Origin of the sequence: Burkholderia singularis, from assembly GCF_900176645.1 — a bacterium.
GTDB classification, from domain to species: domain Bacteria; phylum Pseudomonadota; class Gammaproteobacteria; order Burkholderiales; family Burkholderiaceae; genus Burkholderia; species Burkholderia singularis.
In genome coordinates, this window is record NZ_FXAN01000054.1 from 13,226 (window position 1) to 31,569 (window position 18,344).

Here is an 18,344-nt window from a genome sequence, read left to right on the forward strand (position 1 = left end):
ATGAAGCCAATCTATGCTTTGACCGCGCTCGCGGTCGCGCTGGTCGCGGCGGGTTGCACGCTGGCGCCGCGCTATGAGCGCCCGGCCGCGCCGGTATCCGGCGCGTTCCCGACCGACGGCGTGTATGCGGCGCAGCCGGGTGCCGCGCCGGGCGCGCGCAGCGCGAACGGTCAATCAGCCGCCGAGATCGGCTGGCGCGAGTTCTTTGCCGATCCGCGGCTGCAGCGGCTGATCGAGATCGCGCTGAAAAACAATCGCGACCTCCGGGTGTCGGTGCTGAACGTCGAGGCGGCGCGCGCGCAGTATCAGATCACGCGCGCAGCGCTGTTCCCGGCGCTCGACGCGAGCGGCACGGGCGATCGCCAGCGGTTGCCGAACGCGCTGACGGCGGTGCCGGGCCGTAATATCACGACAACCTACAACGTCGGGCTGTCGGCGTCGTGGGAGCTGGATCTGTTCGGCCGGTTGCAGAGCCTGAAGGACCAGGCGCTCGCGCAGTATCTGGCGACCGCGCAGGCGCGCAAGGCGGCGGAGATTTCGCTCGTCTCGCAGGTGGCCGACCAGTATCTGACGCTGCTGTCGACCGATGATCTGCTGAGGGTGACGGAGAACACGCTGAAGACCGCGCAGTCGTCATATAACCTGACGAAGCTGCAATTCGATAACGGCACGGGCACGGAGCTGGCGCTGCGGCAGGCGCAGACGGTGGTCGAGACGGCTTTGGCGAACCAGCAGGCGCAGGCGCGCGCTCGCGCGCAGGCGTTGAACGCGCTGGTGCTGCTGATCGGCGAGCCGCTGCCGGAGGACCTGCCGGCAGGGCTGCCGTTGGACGCGCAGAACCTGCTGACGGACATTCCGGCGGGGCTGCCGTCCGATCTGCTGACGCGCCGTCCGGACATCATGGAAGCGGAGCAGCAGTTGCTGGCGGCGAATGCGAACATCGGCGCGGCGCGCGCCGCATTCTTCCCGCGGATTTCGCTGACGGGCGCCTTCGGGACGGCGAGCCCGACGCTCGGGGGGCTGTTCAAGGCGGGCACGGCGGCGTGGTCGTTCGCGCCGCAGATCACGATGCCGATCTTCGAAGGCGGGAAGAACATCGCGAATCTGAATTACGCGAACGTGCAAAAACGCATCGAGATCGCGAACTACGAGAAAGCGATTCAGTCGGCGTTCCGGGAGGTGTCGGACGGGTTGGCGGCGCGCGGCACGTATGACCAGCAGATTGCGGCGCTGGAGCGCAATGAGCACGCGCAGCAGCGGCGGTTCGATCTGTCGGATCTGCGTTATAAGAACGGCGTCGACAGCTATCTGTCGGTGCTGACGGCGCAGACGGATCTGTACTCGGCGCAGCAATCGCTGATCACCGCGCGCCTTGCGCGGTGGACGAGCCTGGTGGATCTGTACCGCGCGCTGGGCGGCGGATGGATCGAGCGGGCGGGCGAGACGCCGCGTCCGGCCGATGCGCCGGTCGATTACGGCAACGCGGCTGCGCCTGCGGCGGCGTCCGCCGCGCAGGCCGCATCGGCTGCCGCCGTGACGCCAAGCTGAGCATTCGCGACGGCCGCGTGGCAGGCGAACGGAAATTCATTCGCCGTCCCATGGCCCGGACGGCCGCCGCGCCGCGCCGAGGCGAGCGCAACGGCGGTTGACCGCTGCATCGCAGGTTGGCCGTGCGGATGAAATATCTCGCATGACGCTGTACCGCACCCCGAAAGCCGGAGGTTTCTTTCCGGCCTTCGGGGTGTTTTCGTTGACGGGCGCGCCGCGTGCCGTCAAACGCTGCATGCATCGGATGGGCGGGCCGGCATGCGGCGCGCATGGAAGGGCGGCGCGCGCCCCGGCCGGCTCGTGCGTTCATCGCGAGCGCCGAGCCCCGGCGCGCGCGGCACGCCGCCGTCAATGAAGATCGGCCGGCCGCCGGTCGAAATCGCGGCCTGCCTGCCGGATCGCTTGATGCGCGTCGCGTTCGCCGCTCATGCCGTTGAACACGATGTTGAGCACGACGGCCGATACCGACGCGAGCAGAATCCCGCTATGCAGAATCGGGGCGAGCGCGGCCGGCAGCTTCGAAAAGAAATGCGGCGACACGACGGGAACGAGCCCCAGCCCGACGCTTACCGCAACGATGAACAGATTGTGCTGGCGGTGTACGAAATCGACCTTCGACAGCACCTTCATGCCGTTCGCCGCGACCATTCCGAACATCACGATTCCCGCGCCGCCGAGCACGAAAGGCGGCACGGACGCGACTACCTGCGCCATCTTCGGAAACAGTCCGAGCAGCACGAGGATCACGCCGCCCGTCGCGCAGACGAAGCGGCTCTTCACGCCCGTCACGCCGATCAGGCCGACATTCTGCGAGAACGACGTATGCGGGAACGAATTGAAGATGCCGCCGATCAGCGTGCCGAGGCCGTCCACGCGTAAGCCGCGCACGAGCGTGTCGCGATCGACCGGCCGCTCGACCATGTCCCCCACCGCGAGAAACATTCCCGTCGATTCGATGAACGTGACGAACATCACGATGACCATCGTGGCGATCGACAGCGGATCGAAATGCGGCCACCCGAAATGGAACGGCGCGACGAAGCCGACCCACGGCGCGGTGGCGATGCCGTCGGTGTTCACGCGGCCGGTCGCGAACGCGATCGCGAAGCCCGCGACGATGCCGAGCAGCACCGAAATATTCGCGACGAAGCCGCGGCCGAACCGGTTGATCGCGAGAATCAGCGCGAGCACGACGAACGACAGCCCGAGATAGAGCGGATCGCCGTAGTTCGGATTGCCGACGCCGCCCGCCGCCCAGTTGATGCCGACTTCCATCAGTGACAGCCCGATCACCGCGATCACGGTGCCGACGACGACGGGCGGAAAGAATCGCAGCAGCCGGCCGATGGCCGGCGCGAGCACGATGCCGATCGCACCGGCCGCGATCGTCGCGCCGAATACGTCCAGAATGCCGAGGCCGGGATTCGTGCCGATCGCGATCATCGGGCCGACGGCCGCGAACGTGCAGCCCATGATGACCGGCAGCCGGATGCCGAAGATCGCGACGCCCAACGTCTGAATCAGCGTGGCGATGCCGCACGCGAACAGATCCGCGCTGATCAGGAACGCAAGCTGATCCTTCGGCAGTTTGAGCGCGCCGCCGACGATCAACGGCACTGCGACGGCGCCTGCATACATCACGAGAACGTGTTGCAGGCCGAGCGTCAGCAGCCTGCCGGCAGGCAACACTTCATCGCACGGATGGACCGTGTTCGATTGCATCTGTCTCACTCCATGATTTTGTCGGGGTAGTGGCTCAACGTTATGCGCGTCGGCGAATCGCAACAAGATCGCCCGGTTTTATTCCGGGCTTTGCTGCGCCGATATGTGCTCGGAGACGGAAAAGACGATGCGTTCATGCTCGGGGCCGGATAATGAAGCGGTGTGGGCGGTGCGCCATGCTTTTATCGCAGTTCAAAAATGACGGGTCGATGCCGTCAAATATCGCCAGATTTATTTTCGGTATCGAAGAGTCGACATGGTGTTCGCGCGAACGGCCGCCGTGCGTGTTCAGCCGGCCGTTCGCGCGGGCGCTGGGACCGGGCGGCGGCGGGCCGGTTATCATCGGCACCGGCTTATGCATATCCATTGCGATTACGTCATGCGATTTCTCGGCATTGATCTGGGGACAGGCTCGTTGAAGCTCGCGATCGTCGACGGCGGCGGCCAGGTGCGCGCGACGGCGTGCGCCGCGTACCCGGTCGCGACGCCGCAGCCGGGCTGCGCGGAAATCGACGTGCGCGTTTGGTGGCGCGCGCTCGTCGACGCCGCGCAGCGCTTGCCCGACGGTGAACGCGCGCGCATCGGCGCGATCGGCTTGTCAGGACAGATGCACGGTGTGGTGCTGGCCGATGCGGCTGGAGACGCGCTGCGCCCGGCGATGCTGTGGCCGGATACGCGTGCATCGGCGCTCGTTGCGGGTTGGCCGGGCGTCGGCGGGCCGGCGGCGGTCGACACGATCGGGCAGTGCAGCGGCGCGGCTGGGCAGGCCGCGTCCGGATCGAATGCGGGCGAGCCGCAGCCCGCGCACCGGCCGCGCGCGCCCAATCCCGTCTCGCCGGGCATGGCAGGGCCGCTGCTCGCATGGCTGGCGTTGCACGAGCCGGATCTGCTGCATGCCGCGCGCTGGGCGTGGCAGCCGAAGGACTGGCTGCGCGCCGCGCTGGGCGGCGAGAGCGCGAGCGATCCGTCCGATGCGTGCGCGACCGCGCTCGCAAGCCCGGACGGCGATTGGGACGACGCGCTGATCGACGCGCTCGGCCTGCCGCGTGCGCTGTTCGCGCCGCTGCGTGCATCGCATGCGGTCTGCGGCGCGTTGTCGGCCGATGCCGCGGGCGCGCTCGGGATGCCGGCCGGCATCCCGCTTGCCACGGGCGCGGGCGATACGCCGTGCGCGGCGCTCGGCAGCGGCCTCGTGCACGACGGCGACGCGCTGCTTACCACCGGCACGGGCGGCCAGATCGTCGTGCTGAGCGAGCGGGCGGGCGCTCCGCGCGCCGGGCTGCACCGTTACCGGACGGCGCTCGGCGTGCGCTATTACACGATGGCTGCGATGCAGAACGTCGGCATCGCGCTCGATGCGGCGCGCGGCTGGCTCGTCTATCCTGACTGGCGCTCGGCCTACGACGACGCGTTTTCCATGCCGGCGTCGCCGCAGCTCAGTTTCCTGCCGTATTTGACGGGGGAGCGTTCACCGTGGATGAACCCCGCGGCGCGCGGCGGCTGGCTCGGCCTCACGCTGGGCGACGCACGGAGCGCGCTGATGCGCGCCGCGTTCGAGGGCGTTGCGTTCGCGTTGCGCGCGGGGCTTGATGCGATCCGTGCGCACGGCTTGCCGGTGCGTGCGTTGCGGCTCGCGGGCGGCGGCTCGATCGAGCAGCGCTGGCGTCAATTGCTGGCCGACGCGCTCGACGTCGAATTGCTCGCCGTCGATTGCCCGCATGCCGCCGCGCGTGGCGCGGCGCTGCTCGCGGGCGTCGCGGCGGGGCATTGGCGGGCGGCCGAGCTTGCCGCGCTCGCGCCGGCGGCGTCGTGCGTGGCCACGCCGAGCGGGGATGCGGCGCTTGCCGCGCGCCACGCGCGCTTCGTCGAGCTGTACAGGCGCACCGAAGCGTGGTTCGGTACAAACGATTAAAATTTTACGTTTTGCTTGCCGGCGCCAGCGATGTCGTATTTGAGCAAGCGGGCGGCTCGTGCGTACACGCGCGCTGCCCGCCGCTTTGCGATCATCTTGTTTGCCTATGTTCCCATTGCCGCGCCGCATGCGGCGCGGCCCGCTACCGACAGGAGTCCCCGATGAAAACGAAGGCCGCAGTTGCATGGAAGGCGGGCGAGCCGCTGACGATCGAGGAAGTCGATCTCGAAGGCCCGCGTGCGGGCGAAGTGCTGATCGAGGTGAAGGCCACGGGTATCTGCCATACGGACTATTACACGCTGTCCGGCGCGGACCCGGAAGGCATCTTTCCGGCGATTCTCGGCCATGAGGGCGCGGGCGTCGTGGTCGATGTCGGGCCTGGCGTCGGCACGCTGAAGCGGGGCGATCACGTGATTCCGCTTTATACGCCCGAGTGCCGCGAATGCAAATTCTGCCTGTCGCGCAAGACGAACCTGTGCCAGAAGATCCGCGCGACGCAGGGCAAGGGGCTGATGCCCGATGCAACGTCGCGCTTCTCGATCGGCGGCAAGCCGATCTTCCATTACATGGGCACGTCGACGTTCTCCAACTATATCGTCGTGCCGGAGATCGCCGTCGCGAAGATCCGCGAGGACGCGCCGTTCGACAAGGTTTGCTATATCGGCTGCGGCGTGACGACGGGCGTGGGCGCGGTGGTCTACTCGGCGAAGGTCGAGGCGGGCGCGAACGTCGCGGTGTTCGGTTTGGGCGGCATCGGGCTGAACGTGATCCAGGGCGCGAAGATGGTGGGCGCCGACAAGATCATTGGCGTCGACATCAATCCGGCGCGCGTCGAGCTTGCGAAGAAGTTCGGGATGACGCACTTCGTCAATCCGAAGGACGTGCCGAACGTCGTCGACCATATCGTGCAGCTGACCGACGGCGGCGCGGATTATTCGTTCGAATGCATCGGCAACGTGACGACGATGCGCCAGGCACTCGAATGCACGCACAAGGGCTGGGGGCAGTCGTTCATCATCGGCGTCGCGGCGGCGGGCGAGGAGATCGGCACGCGGCCGTTCCAGCTCGTGACGGGGCGCGAATGGAAGGGTTCGGCGTTCGGCGGCGCGCGCGGGCGCACCGACGTGCCGAAGATCGTCGACTGGTACATGGAAGGCAAGATCAACATCGACGACTTGATCACGCATACGCTGCCGCTCGAGCAGATCAACGACGGCTTCGCGCTGATGAAGCGCGGCGAGTCGATCCGCTCGGTCGTATTGTATTGAGCGCAGGTGACGCGATGCTCGAACTGGTTTCGTCGCATGCTTGCCACGGCGGCGAGCAGCGCTTTTACCGGCACGCTTCGAACGCGATCGGGCTGCCGATGAAATTTTCGGTGTATCTGCCGCCGCAGGCGGCGCATGGCCGCGTGCCGGCGCTGTTCTATCTCGCGGGGCTGACCTGCACCGACGAGACGTTCGCGATCAAGGCCGGCGCGCAGCGCTTTGCCGCGCGCGCGGGGCTCGCGCTCGTCGCGCCCGATACCAGCCCGCGCGGCGCGGGCGTGCCGGGCGAGACCGACGCGTGGGATTTCGGCGTCGGCGCGGGCTTTTACGTCGACGCGACCGAAGCGCCGTGGTCGACGCATTACCGGATGGAGTCATATGTCGCCGACGAGCTGCGCGCGACCGTGACGGCCGAGTTGCCGATCGACGGCGCGCGGCTCGGCATCTTCGGGCATTCGATGGGCGGCCACGGCGCGCTCGCGCTCGCGTTGCGCCATCCGGACGTGTACCGGTCGGTATCGGCGTTCGCGCCGATCGCCGCGCCGACGCGCTGCCCGTGGGGCGAAAAGGCGTTTTCCGGTTATTTGGGCGCCGATCGCGAAGCGTGGAAACGGTATGACGCGAGCGAACTGGTCGCACGCGCCGATGCGCGCAAGTTTGCCGATGCCATCCTGATCGACCAGGGGCTCGCCGATCAATTCCTCGCGACGCAGCTCAATCCGGATGTGTTCGAGGCCGCGTGCCGCGCGGCAGGTCAGCCGCTCACGCTGCGCCGGCATGCGGGCTACGATCACGGCTATTACTTTATCTCGACGTTCATCGCCGATCACATCGCGCATCATGCGCGCGCGCTGACGCGCTGACGCGCTGACGCGCCATGCCCCGTTACGCGGCGCGCCGCTGTCCAACGAGGCTCAGCCCATAGGTTGCCGCCGATAGTGCGGTGATCCAGAAGCTCGTTGGCCAATCGGTGTAATACGCGAGCGCGATGCCGAGCCATGCCTGGCCGAGCGCAAGCCCGGCCGCGAGCCAGAGCCCCGTCGACAGGCGCGTGGCGAGATGCTGCGCGGCCGCCGCGGGACCGACGAGCAGCGTGAACACGAGCAGCACGCCGACGATCTGCGTGCACGCGGCGACGGCGAGTGCGCAAATCGACAGGAACAGCACCGACACGAGCCGCAGCGATACGCCCTTCGCTTCCGCGAGTTCCGGCTGAAGCGACGCAAACAGCAGCGGCCGCGCGATCGCGGCGAGCGCCGCAAGGCTCACCGCGCCGATGCCCGCGAGCACGGCGAGCGTCTCGCGGCTCACGCCGAGCACGTTGCCGAACAGCAGCGCAGTCACTTGCGTCGCGTAGCTCGTATAGAAATGCAGAAACAGCAGACCGCAGCCGAGCGCGACCGACAGCGTCACGCCGATCGCGACGTCACGCCCGGCCAGCCGCTCGCCGAGCGCGCCCATCCCGATGCCCGCCGCCAGCGTGAAGCCCACCATTCCCCAGATCGGCGACACGCCGATCAGCGCCGCGCCCGTCGCGCCGGTGAACCCGACGTGCGACAGCGCATGTCCCGCGAACGTCTGGCCGCGCAGCACCAGAAAATAGCCGACGATTCCCGCGAGCACCGCGACGATGCCCGCTGCCGCGAACGCGTTGACCATGAAGTCGTATTCAAGCATCGTGGGTATGTCCGCTGCCGTGTGAGTGCGCATGGCCATGTCGATGACCGTGGCCGTGGTGATGATCGTCTTCGTGCCCGTGATCGTGCTTTTCCACCTCGATGTCGCCCGACATCACGAAGATGCGGCCGTTGGCGCGCATGACGTCGATTGGCGCGCCGTACAGCCGCGACAGCACTGGCTTGGTGATCACCTCGTCGACGGTGCCGAGCGCGGCGACGCCGTTGCCGAGATACAGCACGCGATCGAGCGCGTTGAGCAGCGGATTGAGTTCGTGCGCGCAGAACAGCACGGTGATCCCAAGCTCGCGCTGCACGCGCCGAACCAGCTCGACGACGCCGCGCTGATGGTTTGGATCGAGGCTGATCAGCGGCTCGTCGAGCAGCAGCAGCTTCGGTGCGCCGAGCAGGCATTGCGCGAGCAGCAGACGCTGGCGCTCGCCGCCCGACAGCTCGAACAGCGGCCGTTTCGCGAGTGCCGTCGCGCCGACCAGTTCGAGCGCGCGCTCGACATCGGCACGGATCGCGGCGCTCATGCGCGGCAGCCCCCAGCGATGGCCGCGCGCGGCCATCGCGACGAAGTCGTAGCCGCGCACGTGCCGGCCGGCGAGCGCACTGCGCACCTGCGGCATGTAGCCGATTGCCGGATTGCCGCGCGCGACCACGTCGCCCGCGACGCGGATCGTACCGTGCTCGGCCGCCACGAGGCCGAGCACGGCGCGCATCAAGGTCGTCTTGCCCGCGCCGTTCGGGCCGAGCACGCCGACGAATTCGCCCGCCTCGATGGCGAAGCTCACGTCGTGCAGGATCGTGCGGCCGCCGAGCGCAAGCGTGACGTGATCGAGTTCGAGTGCAAGCATCGAATCGCGTGCCACGTTACGGTTGCGGTTGGCCGAGCGCCGACGCCAGCGCGTCGAGCTGCGACAGCATCCATTGCTGGAAGGTCTTGCCGGCCGGTTGCGTCTCGGTGACGCTGACGACCGGCACGTGCGCGTCGTTCGCGATCTTCAGCATCCGCTTGGTCATCGGTTCGACGGCCTGGCTGTTGTAGAACAGCACGCGCACCTGGTGCTTCTTCAGATCGTTCTCGAACGCGGCGATATCGGCCGGGCTTGCCTCGGTATTGTTCATCGCCGCGAGTTGCAGGCGCGGGTTGCGCATGTCGAGCCCGATCGCGTCGGCCATATAGCCGAATACGGGCTCGGTCGCGGTGACGGGAATGCCCCGGTAGCGCGCGCGCAACGCGGCCACTTTCGCGCCGAGCGGCTGCATCGACGCGACGAACTTCGCGAGATTCGCATCGTAATCGGCCTTGTGCGCAGGGTCGGCCGAGCCGAACGCTGATGCAAGTGCGCGGGCGGCGGCGGGCATCGTCGGCGGATCGTACCAGAGGTGCGGGTTGTCGCCCGCCTTTTTGCCGACCAGTTCGGCGACGACGATGGTGGCCTGCTTGTCACGCTTGGACGCGGCCAGCAGCTTCGGCATCCAGGGATCGTAGTCGGCGCCGTTGTAGATCACGACTTTCGCCTGTTGCAGCTCGCGGGCGATTTTCGGGCTCGCTTCGAACAGGTGCGGATCCTGGTCGGGATTGCTGAGGATGCTCGATACCTGCACATGCGCGCCGCCGATTTGCCGCGCGACGTCGCCGTAAAAATTCTCCGCGGCGACCACCTTGAGCGGCGCGCCTTGCGCAAACGCGGCGCCGGCGGCAAGCAGCGCGGCGATGCCGGCGGCGAGCGCCCGTGCACGCCGCGCGATGGTGGATGCGCGCGCGGCGCGGCGCGCATGCGCGGCGGACGTGACGTCGCACGCGGCGCATGCGCCGGTCAAACGGCGCGCCAACGGAACAGACGCCAACGGAACAGACGCGCGCAATGGCGCGCGCGTCGGGGCGGCGAGGAACATACGGTCGATCCTTTTCGGTTTGACGGGACGAAAGCCTGGCGCGGCGGGCTCAGCCGTGCCGCGCGTGTTTGCTTTTGCACTGGCCACACAGGCCGCTCAGCTCGACGACTTGCCGATGCACTTCGAAGCCGTGCGCGGGGGCGCTCGCGGACAATTGCTTGGCGAGTTCGCCGCCGGGAATTTCCACCGTCTCGCCGCACGCTTCGCAGATCAGGAACTGACCTTCGTGCGGCTTGCCGATCTCGCAGCACGCGACGAACGCGTTCTTCGATTCGATCCGATGGATAAAGCCATGTTCGACGAGGAAATCGAGCGCGCGGTAGACGGTGGTCGGCGGCACGCGGCCGCGCTGCGGCTCCAGCTCGGCGAGCAGATCGTAGGCACCGATCGGGCGCAGCGCGGCAAGCACATGCTCGTAGACTTGGCGGCGCAGCGGGGTCCACGCGAGACCGTGCTCGGCGGCAAACGCATCGGCACGGGACAGGCGGGCGGCGAGAGGGTGGGTTGAGGCCATCGTGTGAACCGGTCGGTCGGATAGGGCGAACACGATGGCGATGATATAACGTATCGGCCGGCCTTGCATCCCGGTGGTTGCCCATTGCCTGCGGTTTTTTCGTTTCCGGCGGGCGGTTTTCGGCAGCCATGCGGGCTGCCCGGCAAGAAGGCCGGATATGCGGGTGCCCGTATCGCCGGCTGTTGCATTGCGTTTGTCGTTCCGTCGATGCGTTGTTCTGCCAACCGCGATGGCGATGTGCTTTCCGGATTTTCGCTGCGTTTATTTCGCTGCGTTTACTTTCCGGCCTTTTAGCCAATTTTCGCGCTTCGTTTCCCCCCGGTTCCTATTTCGCGCTGCGCGCGGTGTACGCCTCGGCCGCGCGCTCGCAATGTGGCGGCGCAGCATCAAAAGGCGGTTTTTCCGCCTTGACAGCATGGGGTTCGTGGCCGATCATTCGTTCGAAATTAGAGCAAATGACCAATAAATGAACGTTCGCTCAGTGCCGGCGGCGCGATGAATAACGAATCGGAGACAGATCTGTGAGATTGCAGAACAAGGTCGCGATCCTGACGGGCGCGGCGAGCGGCATCGGCGAGGCAGTCGCGCAACGCTATCTGGACGAGGGCGCGCGCTGCGTGCTCGTCGATCTGAAACCGGCCGACGGCGCGCTTGCCACGCTGGTCGCCGCGCATCCGGATCGCGCGCTGGCCATTACGGCAGACGTCACGCGCCGCGACGACATCGCGCGCATCGTCACGACCGCCGTCGAGCGGTTCGGCGGCATCGACATTCTGTTCAACAACGCAGCGCTGTTCGACATGCGCCCGCTTCTCGACGAATCGTGGGACGTGTTCGATCGCTTGTTCGCCGTCAACGTGAAGGGCATGTTTTTCCTGATGCAGGCGGTCGCGCAACGGATGGTCGAGCAGGGGCGCGGCGGCAAGATCATCAATATGTCGTCGCAGGCGGGCCGGCGCGGCGAGGCGCTCGTTTCGCATTACTGCGCGACGAAGGCCGCCGTGCTGAGCTACACGCAATCGGCCGCGCTCGCGCTCGCGAAGCACCGGATCAACGTGAACGGCATTGCGCCGGGCGTCGTCGATACGCCGATGTGGGAACAGGTCGACGCGCTTTTCGCGCGCTACGAGGGCCGCCCGCCGGGTGAGAAAAAGCGCCTCGTAGGCGAAGCGGTGCCGCTTGGCAGGATGGGCGTGCCGGCCGATCTGACCGGGGCCGCGCTCTTTCTTGCGTCAGCCGACGCGGATTACATCACCGCCCAGACGCTCAATGTCGACGGCGGCAATTGGATGAGCTGACATGAGCAGATTCGCGCGCACCCCGCGGCGGCTTGCATGCGCGGGGCGCTGGAGCAGGATCGATATGAGACAAGCCCCGGTGCGCGGTGCCGCGTTGCGCAGGCCGCGCGGCCGATCCTCGCGCCGGGCGGCTTGCTCGGGAGGGCGTGATGGCTGAGATTGTGGTGGCGGGCGAATTGCTCGCGGAATTCGTCGCCGCCGCGCGCGGCCAGGGCTTCGATGCGCCGGGCGAGTTCGTCGGCCCGTTTCCGAGCGGCGCGCCGGCGATCTTTGCCGATCAGGCGGCGCGCATGGGGGCGTCGGTGACGTATGCGGGCTGCGTCGGGTGCGATGCGTTCGGCGATGCGATCATCGCGCGCCTGGCAAGCGATGGCGTCGACGTTGCGCGAATCCGCCGCGTCGCGCGTCCCACCGGGGTCGCGTTTGTCGCTTATCGCACGAGCGGGGAGCGCCAATTCGTCTACAGCATCGACGGCAGCGCGGTGGCGCTTATCGAGCCTGCGGATCTCGATACGTCGATGTTCGCCGGCTGCCGCTATTTTCATGTGATGGGCTCGTCGCTTACGAGCGAACGCGCGATCGCCACGGTGCAGCGCGGCGTGAGCGAGGCGGCGCGCGCGGGCGCGAGGATTTCGTTCGATCCGAACGTGCGCGCCGAGATGCTCGCGTTCAAACCGATGCGCGCGGCGCTGCTCGAGATGCTCGGCGTATGTCATCTGTTCTTGCCGAGCGAGGCCGATCTGCCGTTTTTCTGCGGTGCGCAGCCGAGCGAACGCTCGATTGCGGGGTTGCTTGCGACGCATCCGCTGCTCGAGACAGTGGTGCTCAAGCGCGGCGCGGCGGGCAGCGTCGCGTTCGACCGCACGGGCAGCTTTGCCGTGCCGGCGTTCAGGACGGTCGAGGCCGATCCGACGGGTGCCGGCGATTGCTTCGGCGGCACGTTGGTCGCGAGCCTGGTCGCCGGCATGCCGATTCAGGCCGCGCTCGCGCGCGCGAACGCGGCAGGCGCGCTTGCCGTCGCGCGGATCGGTCCGATGGAAGGTAACAGTACGCCGGATGAGATCGAACGTGTCCTTGGCGAGCGAGGTGCCGCATGCGTGGCGTGAGCACACTCATCGAGCCGCCGCGCATGCACGGCGCCACGCGGATGCTGCGCGAAATTTTCGAGGCGAACCGCACGGGACGGCGCTGCGGTATTTATTCGGTGTGCAGCGCGCACCGCATCGTGCTCGAAGCGGCGTTCGAAGCCGCGCGTGACGACGAATCCCCGCTTCTCATCGAGGCGACCTGCAATCAGGTCAATCATCGCGGCGGCTATACCGGCATGACGCCCGCCGAGTTCCGGCGCGACGTGGACGCGCTCGCGCGTGACAGCGGGTTTCCGGCCGATGCGTTGATTCTCGGCGGCGATCATCTCGGGCCGATTCCATGGCGTCATCTGAGCGCGCGCGACGCAATGCGCGAAGCGGGCGAGATGGTGGCCGCGTATGTCGAAGCGGGCTTCTCGAAGATTCATCTCGATGCGAGCGCGGCCTGTGCGGACGACGCGGCCGCGCTGTCCGATGCGACGATCGCCGAGCGGGCCGCGCAATTGTGTGCGATAGCGGAACGGGCGGCGCGTGCGAGCGGCGTCTCGCCCGTCTACGTGATCGGTACCGAGGTGCCGACGCCGGGCGGCGAGGTGAGTGATGCGGCAAAGCGCGGCGCGCTCGCGCAAATCGAAGTGACCCGCGCGGCCAGCGTGCACGCGACACTCGACGCGCATCGCGAAGCGTTCGCGCGATACGGCCTGCACGATGCGTGGTCGCGCGTGATCGCGCTCGTCGCGCAGCCCGGCGTCGATTTCGACGATCGGCGCGTACTCGACTACGATCCACCGCGCGCGGCCGAACTGGGCGCGAGCATCCTGCGCGAGCCGCGGCTCGTGTTCGAAGCGCATTCGACCGACTACCAGACGCAAGCAGCGCTTGCCGCGCTCGTGCGCGATCACTTCGCGATCCTGAAGGTTGGGCCGGCGCTGACGTTCGCGTTGCGCGAGGCGTTGTTCGCGTTGACGTATATCGAGGACGCGCTGTTCGACGACGCATCGCAGCGTTCGCAATTGCGCGACGTGATCGATGCGGCGATGCGCGAGCGCCCCGAATACTGGGCACCTTACTATCGCGGCGACGCGCTCGCGCAGCGGCTCGCGCGCCAGTTCAGCTACAGCGACCGGATTCGCTATTACTGGCTGCAGCCGGCGGTTGCGGCGGCGCTTGAACGTTTGTTCGACAATCTCGCGCGCTGCGCGCCGCCCGAAACGCTTGTCGCGCAGTGGCTGCCCGACGTGTATGCCGCGTGCCGGCGAGGTGAACTTGCGCGCGAGCCCGCCGCTTGGGTGCGCTACCGGATCCGCGAAGTGATCTCGCGCTACGCACGCGCATGCGCGATGCAGCAAAGCGGTTGAAAACGGGCCGCGCCATGCGCGGCGGCACGAAGCCCGCACGCCGTCGATACGGCATGCAGTCGACACGAAATCAAAACGCAATCAGGAGACATGCCATGCAACGAAAGACCTTCACCGCCGCCGCGCGTCTTGTCGCGAGTGTCGCGCTTACGGCGTCGGGATTGGCCGCACATGCGGCGGCGCTGACCATCGCGACGCTGAACAACCCGGACATGATCGAGCTGAAGAAATTGTCGTCGGCGTTCGAGAAAGCGAATCCGGACATCCGCCTGAACTGGGTGATTCTCGAGGAAAACGTGCTGCGCCAGCGTGCGACCACCGATATCACGACGGGCAGCGGCCAGTTCGACGTGATGGCGATCGGCACCTACGAGGCGCCGCAATGGGGCAAGCGCGGCTGGCTCGCGCCGATGACGGGACTGCCCGCCGATTACGATCTGGAAGACGTGATCAAGACCGCGCGCGACAGCCTGTCCTACAACGGTCAGCTCTATGCGCTGCCGTTCTATGTCGAAAGTTCGATGACGTTCTACCGCAAGGATCTGTTCGCCGCGAAGGGTTTGAAGATGCCGGCTCAGCCGACTTACGACCAGATCGCCGAGTTTGCCGACAAGCTGACCGACCGCGCGAGCGGCGTGTACGGCATCTGTCTGCGCGGCAAGGCGGGCTGGGGCGAGAACATGGCGTATGTGTCGACCGTCGTCAATACGTTCGGCGGCCGCTGGTTCGACGAAAACTGGAATGCACAGCTCACGTCGCCGGAGTGGAAAAAGGCGATCGGTTTCTACACGAACCTGCTGAAGAAGGACGGCCCTCCGGGCGCGAGTTCGAACGGTTTCAACGAGAATCTGACGCTCACCGCATCGGGCAAATGTGCGATGTGGATCGACGCGACGGTCGCGGCGGGAATGCTGTACAACAAGCAGCAGTCGCAAGTTGCCGACAAGATCGGTTTTGCCGCCGCGCCGGTCGCCGTCACGCCGAAGGGTTCGCATTGGTTGTGGGCATGGGCGCTCGCGATTCCGAAGACGTCGAAGCAGCAGGACGCGGCCAGGAAGTTCGTGGCGTGGGCCACGTCGAAGCAGTACGTCGAGATGGTCGGCAAGGACGAAGGCTGGGCGTCGGTGCCGCCCGGCACACGCTTGTCGACCTATCAGCGTGCCGAGTACAAGAAGGCCGCGCCGTTCTCCGACTTCGTGCTGAACGCGATCCAGAGCGCCGATCCGAACGATCCGTCGCTGAAGAAGGTGCCGTACAGCGGTGTGCAATACGTCGGGATTCCTGAATTCCAATCGTTCGGCACGGTGGTCGGGCAGGCGATCGCGGGTGCGGTGGCCGGGCAGATGACGATCGACCAGGCGCTTGCCGCCGGGCAGGCCGCGGCCGATCGCGCGGTGCGTCAGGCCGGCTACAAAAAGTAAAGCGCCGTGCGCGCGGCGACGCGCGCACGGCTTGGCGGTAACGCGGGCGCAAGCGGCAGTGCGCACGCATTGAACGAGGTGATTCCGATCATGCGTCACTTACGCGTTTCTCTGTCCAGTTCGGCGCCGCTTGCCGATGCGCCGCTCGCCGCCGCCGAGCGTGCGCGCCGCAAGCCCGTGCGTTGGCTCGCGGCACCGTCCGTCGCCGTGCTGTTGCTGTGGATGGCCATTCCGCTTGCGATGACGATCTGGTTTTCGCTCACGCGCTACAACCTGCTGAATCCGGACGTGAAGGGCTTCGCCGGGCTCGACAACTACCGGTTCCTCGCGACCGATCCGTCGTTCCTGCCGGCGATCTGGCACACGCTCGCGTTGATCGGCTCGGTGCTCGTCATTACCGTGGTGGGCGGCGTGCTGATGGCGGTGCTGTTCGATCGCAAGTTCTATGGGCAGGGCGTCGCGCGCGTGCTCGCGATCGCGCCGTTCTTCGTGATGCCGACAGTGTCGGCGCTGATTTGGAAGAACATGATCCTGCACCCGGTGTATGGGCTCGTCGCACGCGCGATGCGTGCGTTCGGAATGCAGCCTATCGACTGGTTCGCGCAGTATCCGATGACGTCGATTGTGATGATCGTTGCGTGGCAATGGTTGCCATTCGCATTCCTGATTTTGTTCACCGCGATCCAATCGCTCGATCAGGAGCAGAAAGAGGCGGCGCGCATCGACGGCGCCGGGCCGTTTGCGATGTTTTTCTATATCACGCTGCCACACCTGAAGCGTGCGATCGCGGTGGTCGTGATGATGGAGACGATTTTTCTGCTGTCGATCTTCGCTGAAATCTATACGACGACGGGCGGCGGTCCGGGCGATGCGACGACCAACCTGTCGTATCTGATCTACGCGCTCGGCCTGCAGCAATTCGACGTCGGGCTTGCGTCGGCGGGCGGCATTCTTGCCGTCGTGCTCGCGAACGTCGTGTCGTTCTTCCTCGTGAGAATGCTCGCGCGCAATCTGAAAGGGGAGTACGAAGCATGAGTGACTTGTCCTTACCGGTTTCGCGCGGCGCGTCAGGCGATCGGCCCGGCCTGCTGCGCACGGCGGCGCGCGCGCTGCCTGGCGTGCTTGCTTGGCTTGTCGCGCTCGCGTTGTTCTTTCCGATTTTCTGGATGGCGATCACGGCGTTTAAGACGGAACAGCAGGCATATTCGTCGACGCTTCTGTTCATGCCGACGCTCGACAGCTTTCGCGAGGTGTTCGCGCGCAGCAATTACTTCGCATTCGCTTGGAACTCGGTGCTGATTTCGGCAGGCGTCACCGTGATCTGCCTGCTGCTGGCCGTGCCCGCCGCCTACGCAATGGCGTTTTTCCCGGGCAAACGCACGCAGAAGGTACTGCTGTGGATGCTGTCGACGAAGATGATGCCGTCCGTCGGCGTGCTCGTGCCGATCTATCTGATGTGGAAGAACGCGGGGCTGCTCGATACCGTCGCCGGGCTCGTGATCGTCTATACGTTGATCAATCTGCCGATTGCCGTGTGGATGACGTACACGTATTTCAACGAGATTCCGCGCGACATTCTCGAAGCCGGTCGTATCGACGGCGCGTCGACGTGGCAGGAGATCGTTTATCTGCTGATGCCGATGGCGCTGCCGGGGCTTGCGTCGAGCGCGCTCCTGCTGGTGATCCTGTCGTGGAACGAGGCGTTCTGGAGCATTAATCTGTCGAGTTCGAACGCCGCGCCGCTCACGGTGTTCATCGCGTCGTACTCGAGCCCCGAGGGGTTGTTCTGGGCGAAGCTGTCCGCCGCGTCGTTGCTCGCGGTCGCGCCGATCCTGGTGGTCGGCTGGCTGTCGCAAAAGCAGCTCGTGCGCGGCTTGACGTTCGGAGCGGTCAAATGACGGCGGCGGCGATGCACGCGCGCGATGCGCGCGCGCTCATCTGCGACTGCGACGGTGTGCTGATCGATAGCGAGGCGATTGCGGCCGATGTGCTGGTGCGCGAACTCGAGGCGCGCTGGCCTGGGGTGGCGGTTCGGCCGATCGTGATGCCGCTGCTGGGCTTGCGTATCGAGCGCGTGCTCGAGGGCGCGTGCGAGCGCGCGGGGCGTGTGCTCGGCCCCGGCGACGTCGAGGCGATTCGCGCGAGTGTCGAGGAGAAGGCCGGGCAGGCGAGCGCGGTCGCCGGTGTCGACGCGGCGCTCGCACAGCTCGATTTGCCGATCGCGTGCGCGAGCAATAGCCGCCGGCATTATGTGGATGCGGCGTTGAGCCGCACCGGCCTCAAGCGTTTTTTTGGCGACTGGCTGTTTTGCGCGGACAGCGTCGCCCGGCCGAAGCCCGCGCCCGATGTGTATCTTGCCGCCGCGCAAGCGCTCGATGTCGCGCCGCGGCAGTGTCTCGTCGTCGAGGACAGCACGACGGGCGTGACGGCTGCGTTGGCCGCGGGCATGACGGTGCTCGGCTTTATCGGCGGCGGCCATGCATCGGCCGCGCAGGTCGACGCGCTGCGCGTAATCGGCGCCAGACGTGTGTTCGACGACATGCGCATGCTGCCGGCGCTCGTCGCCCAGTGGCTTGCAACCGGCACGGTGCAGCCGGATTGAACGAATGCGTCGCGCGGGCGTGGCGGTGACGA

The 18,344-nt window shown here is 66.7% G+C and carries 17 protein-coding genes; 11 read left to right on the plus strand and 6 right to left on the minus strand.

The window, feature by feature from the left end; genetic code table 11:
• A complete protein-coding gene (locus BSIN_RS11630) occupies positions 1–1,548 on the plus strand; it encodes an efflux transporter outer membrane subunit (protein WP_089340628.1) in 1,548 nt (515 codons plus the stop codon).
• Positions 1,549–1,896: 348 nt separating this feature from the next.
• Here the strand turns inward: BSIN_RS11630 and BSIN_RS11635 are convergent, their stop codons facing one another.
• Both BSIN_RS11635 and BSIN_RS26215 read right to left on the minus strand, forming a co-directional pair.
• Complete coding sequence (locus BSIN_RS11635) at positions 1,897–3,270, minus strand: nucleobase:cation symporter-2 family protein (protein ID WP_173678670.1); 1,374 nt, start codon at positions 3,268–3,270, stop codon at positions 1,897–1,899.
• Between the two features lie 133 nt (positions 3,271–3,403).
• Positions 3,404–3,637: a hypothetical protein gene (locus tag BSIN_RS26215; protein WP_218192419.1), complete on the minus strand. Its 234-nt coding sequence runs from the start codon at positions 3,635–3,637 to the stop codon at positions 3,404–3,406.
• A gap of 12 nt (positions 3,638–3,649) precedes the next feature.
• On the opposite strand from BSIN_RS26215, the gene BSIN_RS11640 reads away from it, so the two are divergent.
• The 3 genes from BSIN_RS11640 to fghA all read left to right on the plus strand — a co-directional run bounded on the left by BSIN_RS11640 (position 3,650) and on the right by fghA (position 7,313).
• Entirely contained in the window at positions 3,650–5,182 is a 1,533-nt protein-coding gene (locus BSIN_RS11640; RefSeq protein ID WP_089340654.1) for a xylulokinase, read from the plus strand.
• Between the two features lie 161 nt (positions 5,183–5,343).
• Complete coding sequence (locus BSIN_RS11645; protein ID WP_059520535.1) at positions 5,344–6,450, plus strand: S-(hydroxymethyl)glutathione dehydrogenase/class III alcohol dehydrogenase; 1,107 nt, start codon at positions 5,344–5,346, stop codon at positions 6,448–6,450.
• A 14-nt stretch (positions 6,451–6,464) separates the two neighbouring features.
• Complete coding sequence (fghA, locus tag BSIN_RS11650; protein ID WP_089340630.1) at positions 6,465–7,313, plus strand: S-formylglutathione hydrolase; 849 nt, start codon at positions 6,465–6,467, stop codon at positions 7,311–7,313.
• 22 nt (positions 7,314–7,335) lie between these two features.
• On the opposite strand, the gene BSIN_RS11655 is transcribed toward fghA, so the two are convergent.
• The 4 genes from BSIN_RS11655 to BSIN_RS11670 are packed head-to-tail and all read right to left on the minus strand — an operon-like array spanning position 7,336 to position 10,545.
• Complete coding sequence (locus BSIN_RS11655) at positions 7,336–8,127, minus strand: metal ABC transporter permease (protein ID WP_059520533.1); 792 nt, start codon at positions 8,125–8,127, stop codon at positions 7,336–7,338.
• Positions 8,120–8,986: an ABC transporter ATP-binding protein gene (locus BSIN_RS11660; protein WP_089340631.1), complete on the minus strand. Its 867-nt coding sequence runs from the start codon at positions 8,984–8,986 to the stop codon at positions 8,120–8,122. Before BSIN_RS11660 ends, BSIN_RS11655 begins: the two co-directional genes overlap by 8 nt.
• A gap of 16 nt (positions 8,987–9,002) precedes the next feature.
• A complete protein-coding gene (locus tag BSIN_RS11665) occupies positions 9,003–10,031 on the minus strand; it encodes a metal ABC transporter solute-binding protein (RefSeq protein WP_089340632.1) in 1,029 nt (342 codons plus the stop codon).
• Between the two features lie 49 nt (positions 10,032–10,080).
• Positions 10,081–10,545: a Fur family transcriptional regulator gene (locus BSIN_RS11670; RefSeq protein ID WP_059520612.1), complete on the minus strand. Its 465-nt coding sequence runs from the start codon at positions 10,543–10,545 to the stop codon at positions 10,081–10,083.
• Positions 10,546–11,066: 521 nt separating this feature from the next.
• On the opposite strand from BSIN_RS11670, the gene BSIN_RS11680 reads away from it, so the two are divergent.
• The 7 genes from BSIN_RS11680 to BSIN_RS11710 all read left to right on the plus strand — a co-directional run bounded on the left by BSIN_RS11680 (position 11,067) and on the right by BSIN_RS11710 (position 18,312).
• A complete protein-coding gene (locus BSIN_RS11680) occupies positions 11,067–11,843 on the plus strand; it encodes an L-iditol 2-dehydrogenase (RefSeq protein WP_069234924.1) in 777 nt (258 codons plus the stop codon).
• Between the two features lie 149 nt (positions 11,844–11,992).
• Complete coding sequence (locus tag BSIN_RS11685) at positions 11,993–12,949, plus strand: sugar kinase (RefSeq protein WP_089340634.1); 957 nt, start codon at positions 11,993–11,995, stop codon at positions 12,947–12,949.
• A complete protein-coding gene (locus BSIN_RS11690; RefSeq protein ID WP_089340635.1) occupies positions 12,937–14,289 on the plus strand; it encodes a D-tagatose-bisphosphate aldolase, class II, non-catalytic subunit in 1,353 nt (450 codons plus the stop codon). The genes BSIN_RS11685 and BSIN_RS11690 overlap by 13 nt, the downstream gene beginning before the upstream one ends.
• Positions 14,290–14,384: 95 nt before the next feature.
• Positions 14,385–15,710, plus strand: coding sequence for an ABC transporter substrate-binding protein (locus BSIN_RS11695; RefSeq protein ID WP_089340636.1), 1,326 nt, complete (start codon positions 14,385–14,387; stop codon positions 15,708–15,710).
• A 90-nt stretch (positions 15,711–15,800) separates the two neighbouring features.
• Entirely contained in the window at positions 15,801–16,745 is a 945-nt protein-coding gene (locus tag BSIN_RS11700; RefSeq protein ID WP_089340655.1) for a carbohydrate ABC transporter permease, read from the plus strand.
• The gene (locus tag BSIN_RS11705; RefSeq protein ID WP_089340637.1) at positions 16,742–17,608 is read left to right on the plus strand and encodes a carbohydrate ABC transporter permease; all 867 of its coding nucleotides are present in this window, start codon (positions 16,742–16,744) and stop codon (positions 17,606–17,608) included. The genes BSIN_RS11700 and BSIN_RS11705 overlap by 4 nt, the downstream gene beginning before the upstream one ends.
• 11 nt (positions 17,609–17,619) lie before the next feature.
• Positions 17,620–18,312, plus strand: a complete 693-nt coding sequence (locus BSIN_RS11710; RefSeq protein ID WP_369828172.1) for an HAD family hydrolase — start codon at positions 17,620–17,622, stop codon at positions 18,310–18,312.
• Positions 18,313–18,344: the final 32 nt, after the last annotated feature.

What these genes read in the sequence shown, in the direction of transcription:
- BSIN_RS11690 (WP_089340635.1), top strand. Translation starts at nt 12,937, where the DNA reads ATGCGTGGCGTGAGCACACTCATCGAGCCGCCGCGCATGCACGGCGCC.
- fghA (WP_089340630.1), top strand. Translation starts at nt 6,465, where the DNA reads ATGCTCGAACTGGTTTCGTCGCATGCTTGCCACGGCGGCGAGCAGCGC.
- BSIN_RS11640 (WP_089340654.1), top strand. Translation starts at nt 3,650, where the DNA reads ATGCGATTTCTCGGCATTGATCTGGGGACAGGCTCGTTGAAGCTCGCG.
- BSIN_RS11695 (WP_089340636.1), top strand. Translation starts at nt 14,385, where the DNA reads ATGCAACGAAAGACCTTCACCGCCGCCGCGCGTCTTGTCGCGAGTGTC.
- BSIN_RS11670 (WP_059520612.1), bottom strand. Translation starts at nt 10,545, where the DNA reads ATGGCCTCAACCCACCCTCTCGCCGCCCGCCTGTCCCGTGCCGATGCG.
- BSIN_RS11645 (WP_059520535.1), top strand. Translation starts at nt 5,344, where the DNA reads ATGAAAACGAAGGCCGCAGTTGCATGGAAGGCGGGCGAGCCGCTGACG.
- BSIN_RS26215 (WP_218192419.1), bottom strand. Translation starts at nt 3,637, where the DNA reads ATGGATATGCATAAGCCGGTGCCGATGATAACCGGCCCGCCGCCGCCC.
- BSIN_RS11705 (WP_089340637.1), top strand. Translation starts at nt 16,742, where the DNA reads ATGAGTGACTTGTCCTTACCGGTTTCGCGCGGCGCGTCAGGCGATCGG.
- BSIN_RS11630 (WP_089340628.1), top strand. Translation starts at nt 1, where the DNA reads ATGAAGCCAATCTATGCTTTGACCGCGCTCGCGGTCGCGCTGGTCGCG.
- BSIN_RS11660 (WP_089340631.1), bottom strand. Translation starts at nt 8,986, where the DNA reads ATGCTTGCACTCGAACTCGATCACGTCACGCTTGCGCTCGGCGGCCGC.
- BSIN_RS11700 (WP_089340655.1), top strand. Translation starts at nt 15,801, where the DNA reads ATGCGTCACTTACGCGTTTCTCTGTCCAGTTCGGCGCCGCTTGCCGAT.
- BSIN_RS11655 (WP_059520533.1), bottom strand. Translation starts at nt 8,127, where the DNA reads ATGCTTGAATACGACTTCATGGTCAACGCGTTCGCGGCAGCGGGCATC.
- BSIN_RS11685 (WP_089340634.1), top strand. Translation starts at nt 11,993, where the DNA reads ATGGCTGAGATTGTGGTGGCGGGCGAATTGCTCGCGGAATTCGTCGCC.
- BSIN_RS11635 (WP_173678670.1), bottom strand. Translation starts at nt 3,270, where the DNA reads ATGCAATCGAACACGGTCCATCCGTGCGATGAAGTGTTGCCTGCCGGC.
- BSIN_RS11665 (WP_089340632.1), bottom strand. Translation starts at nt 10,031, where the DNA reads ATGTTCCTCGCCGCCCCGACGCGCGCGCCATTGCGCGCGTCTGTTCCG.
- BSIN_RS11710 (WP_369828172.1), top strand. Translation starts at nt 17,620, where the DNA reads ATGCACGCGCGCGATGCGCGCGCGCTCATCTGCGACTGCGACGGTGTG.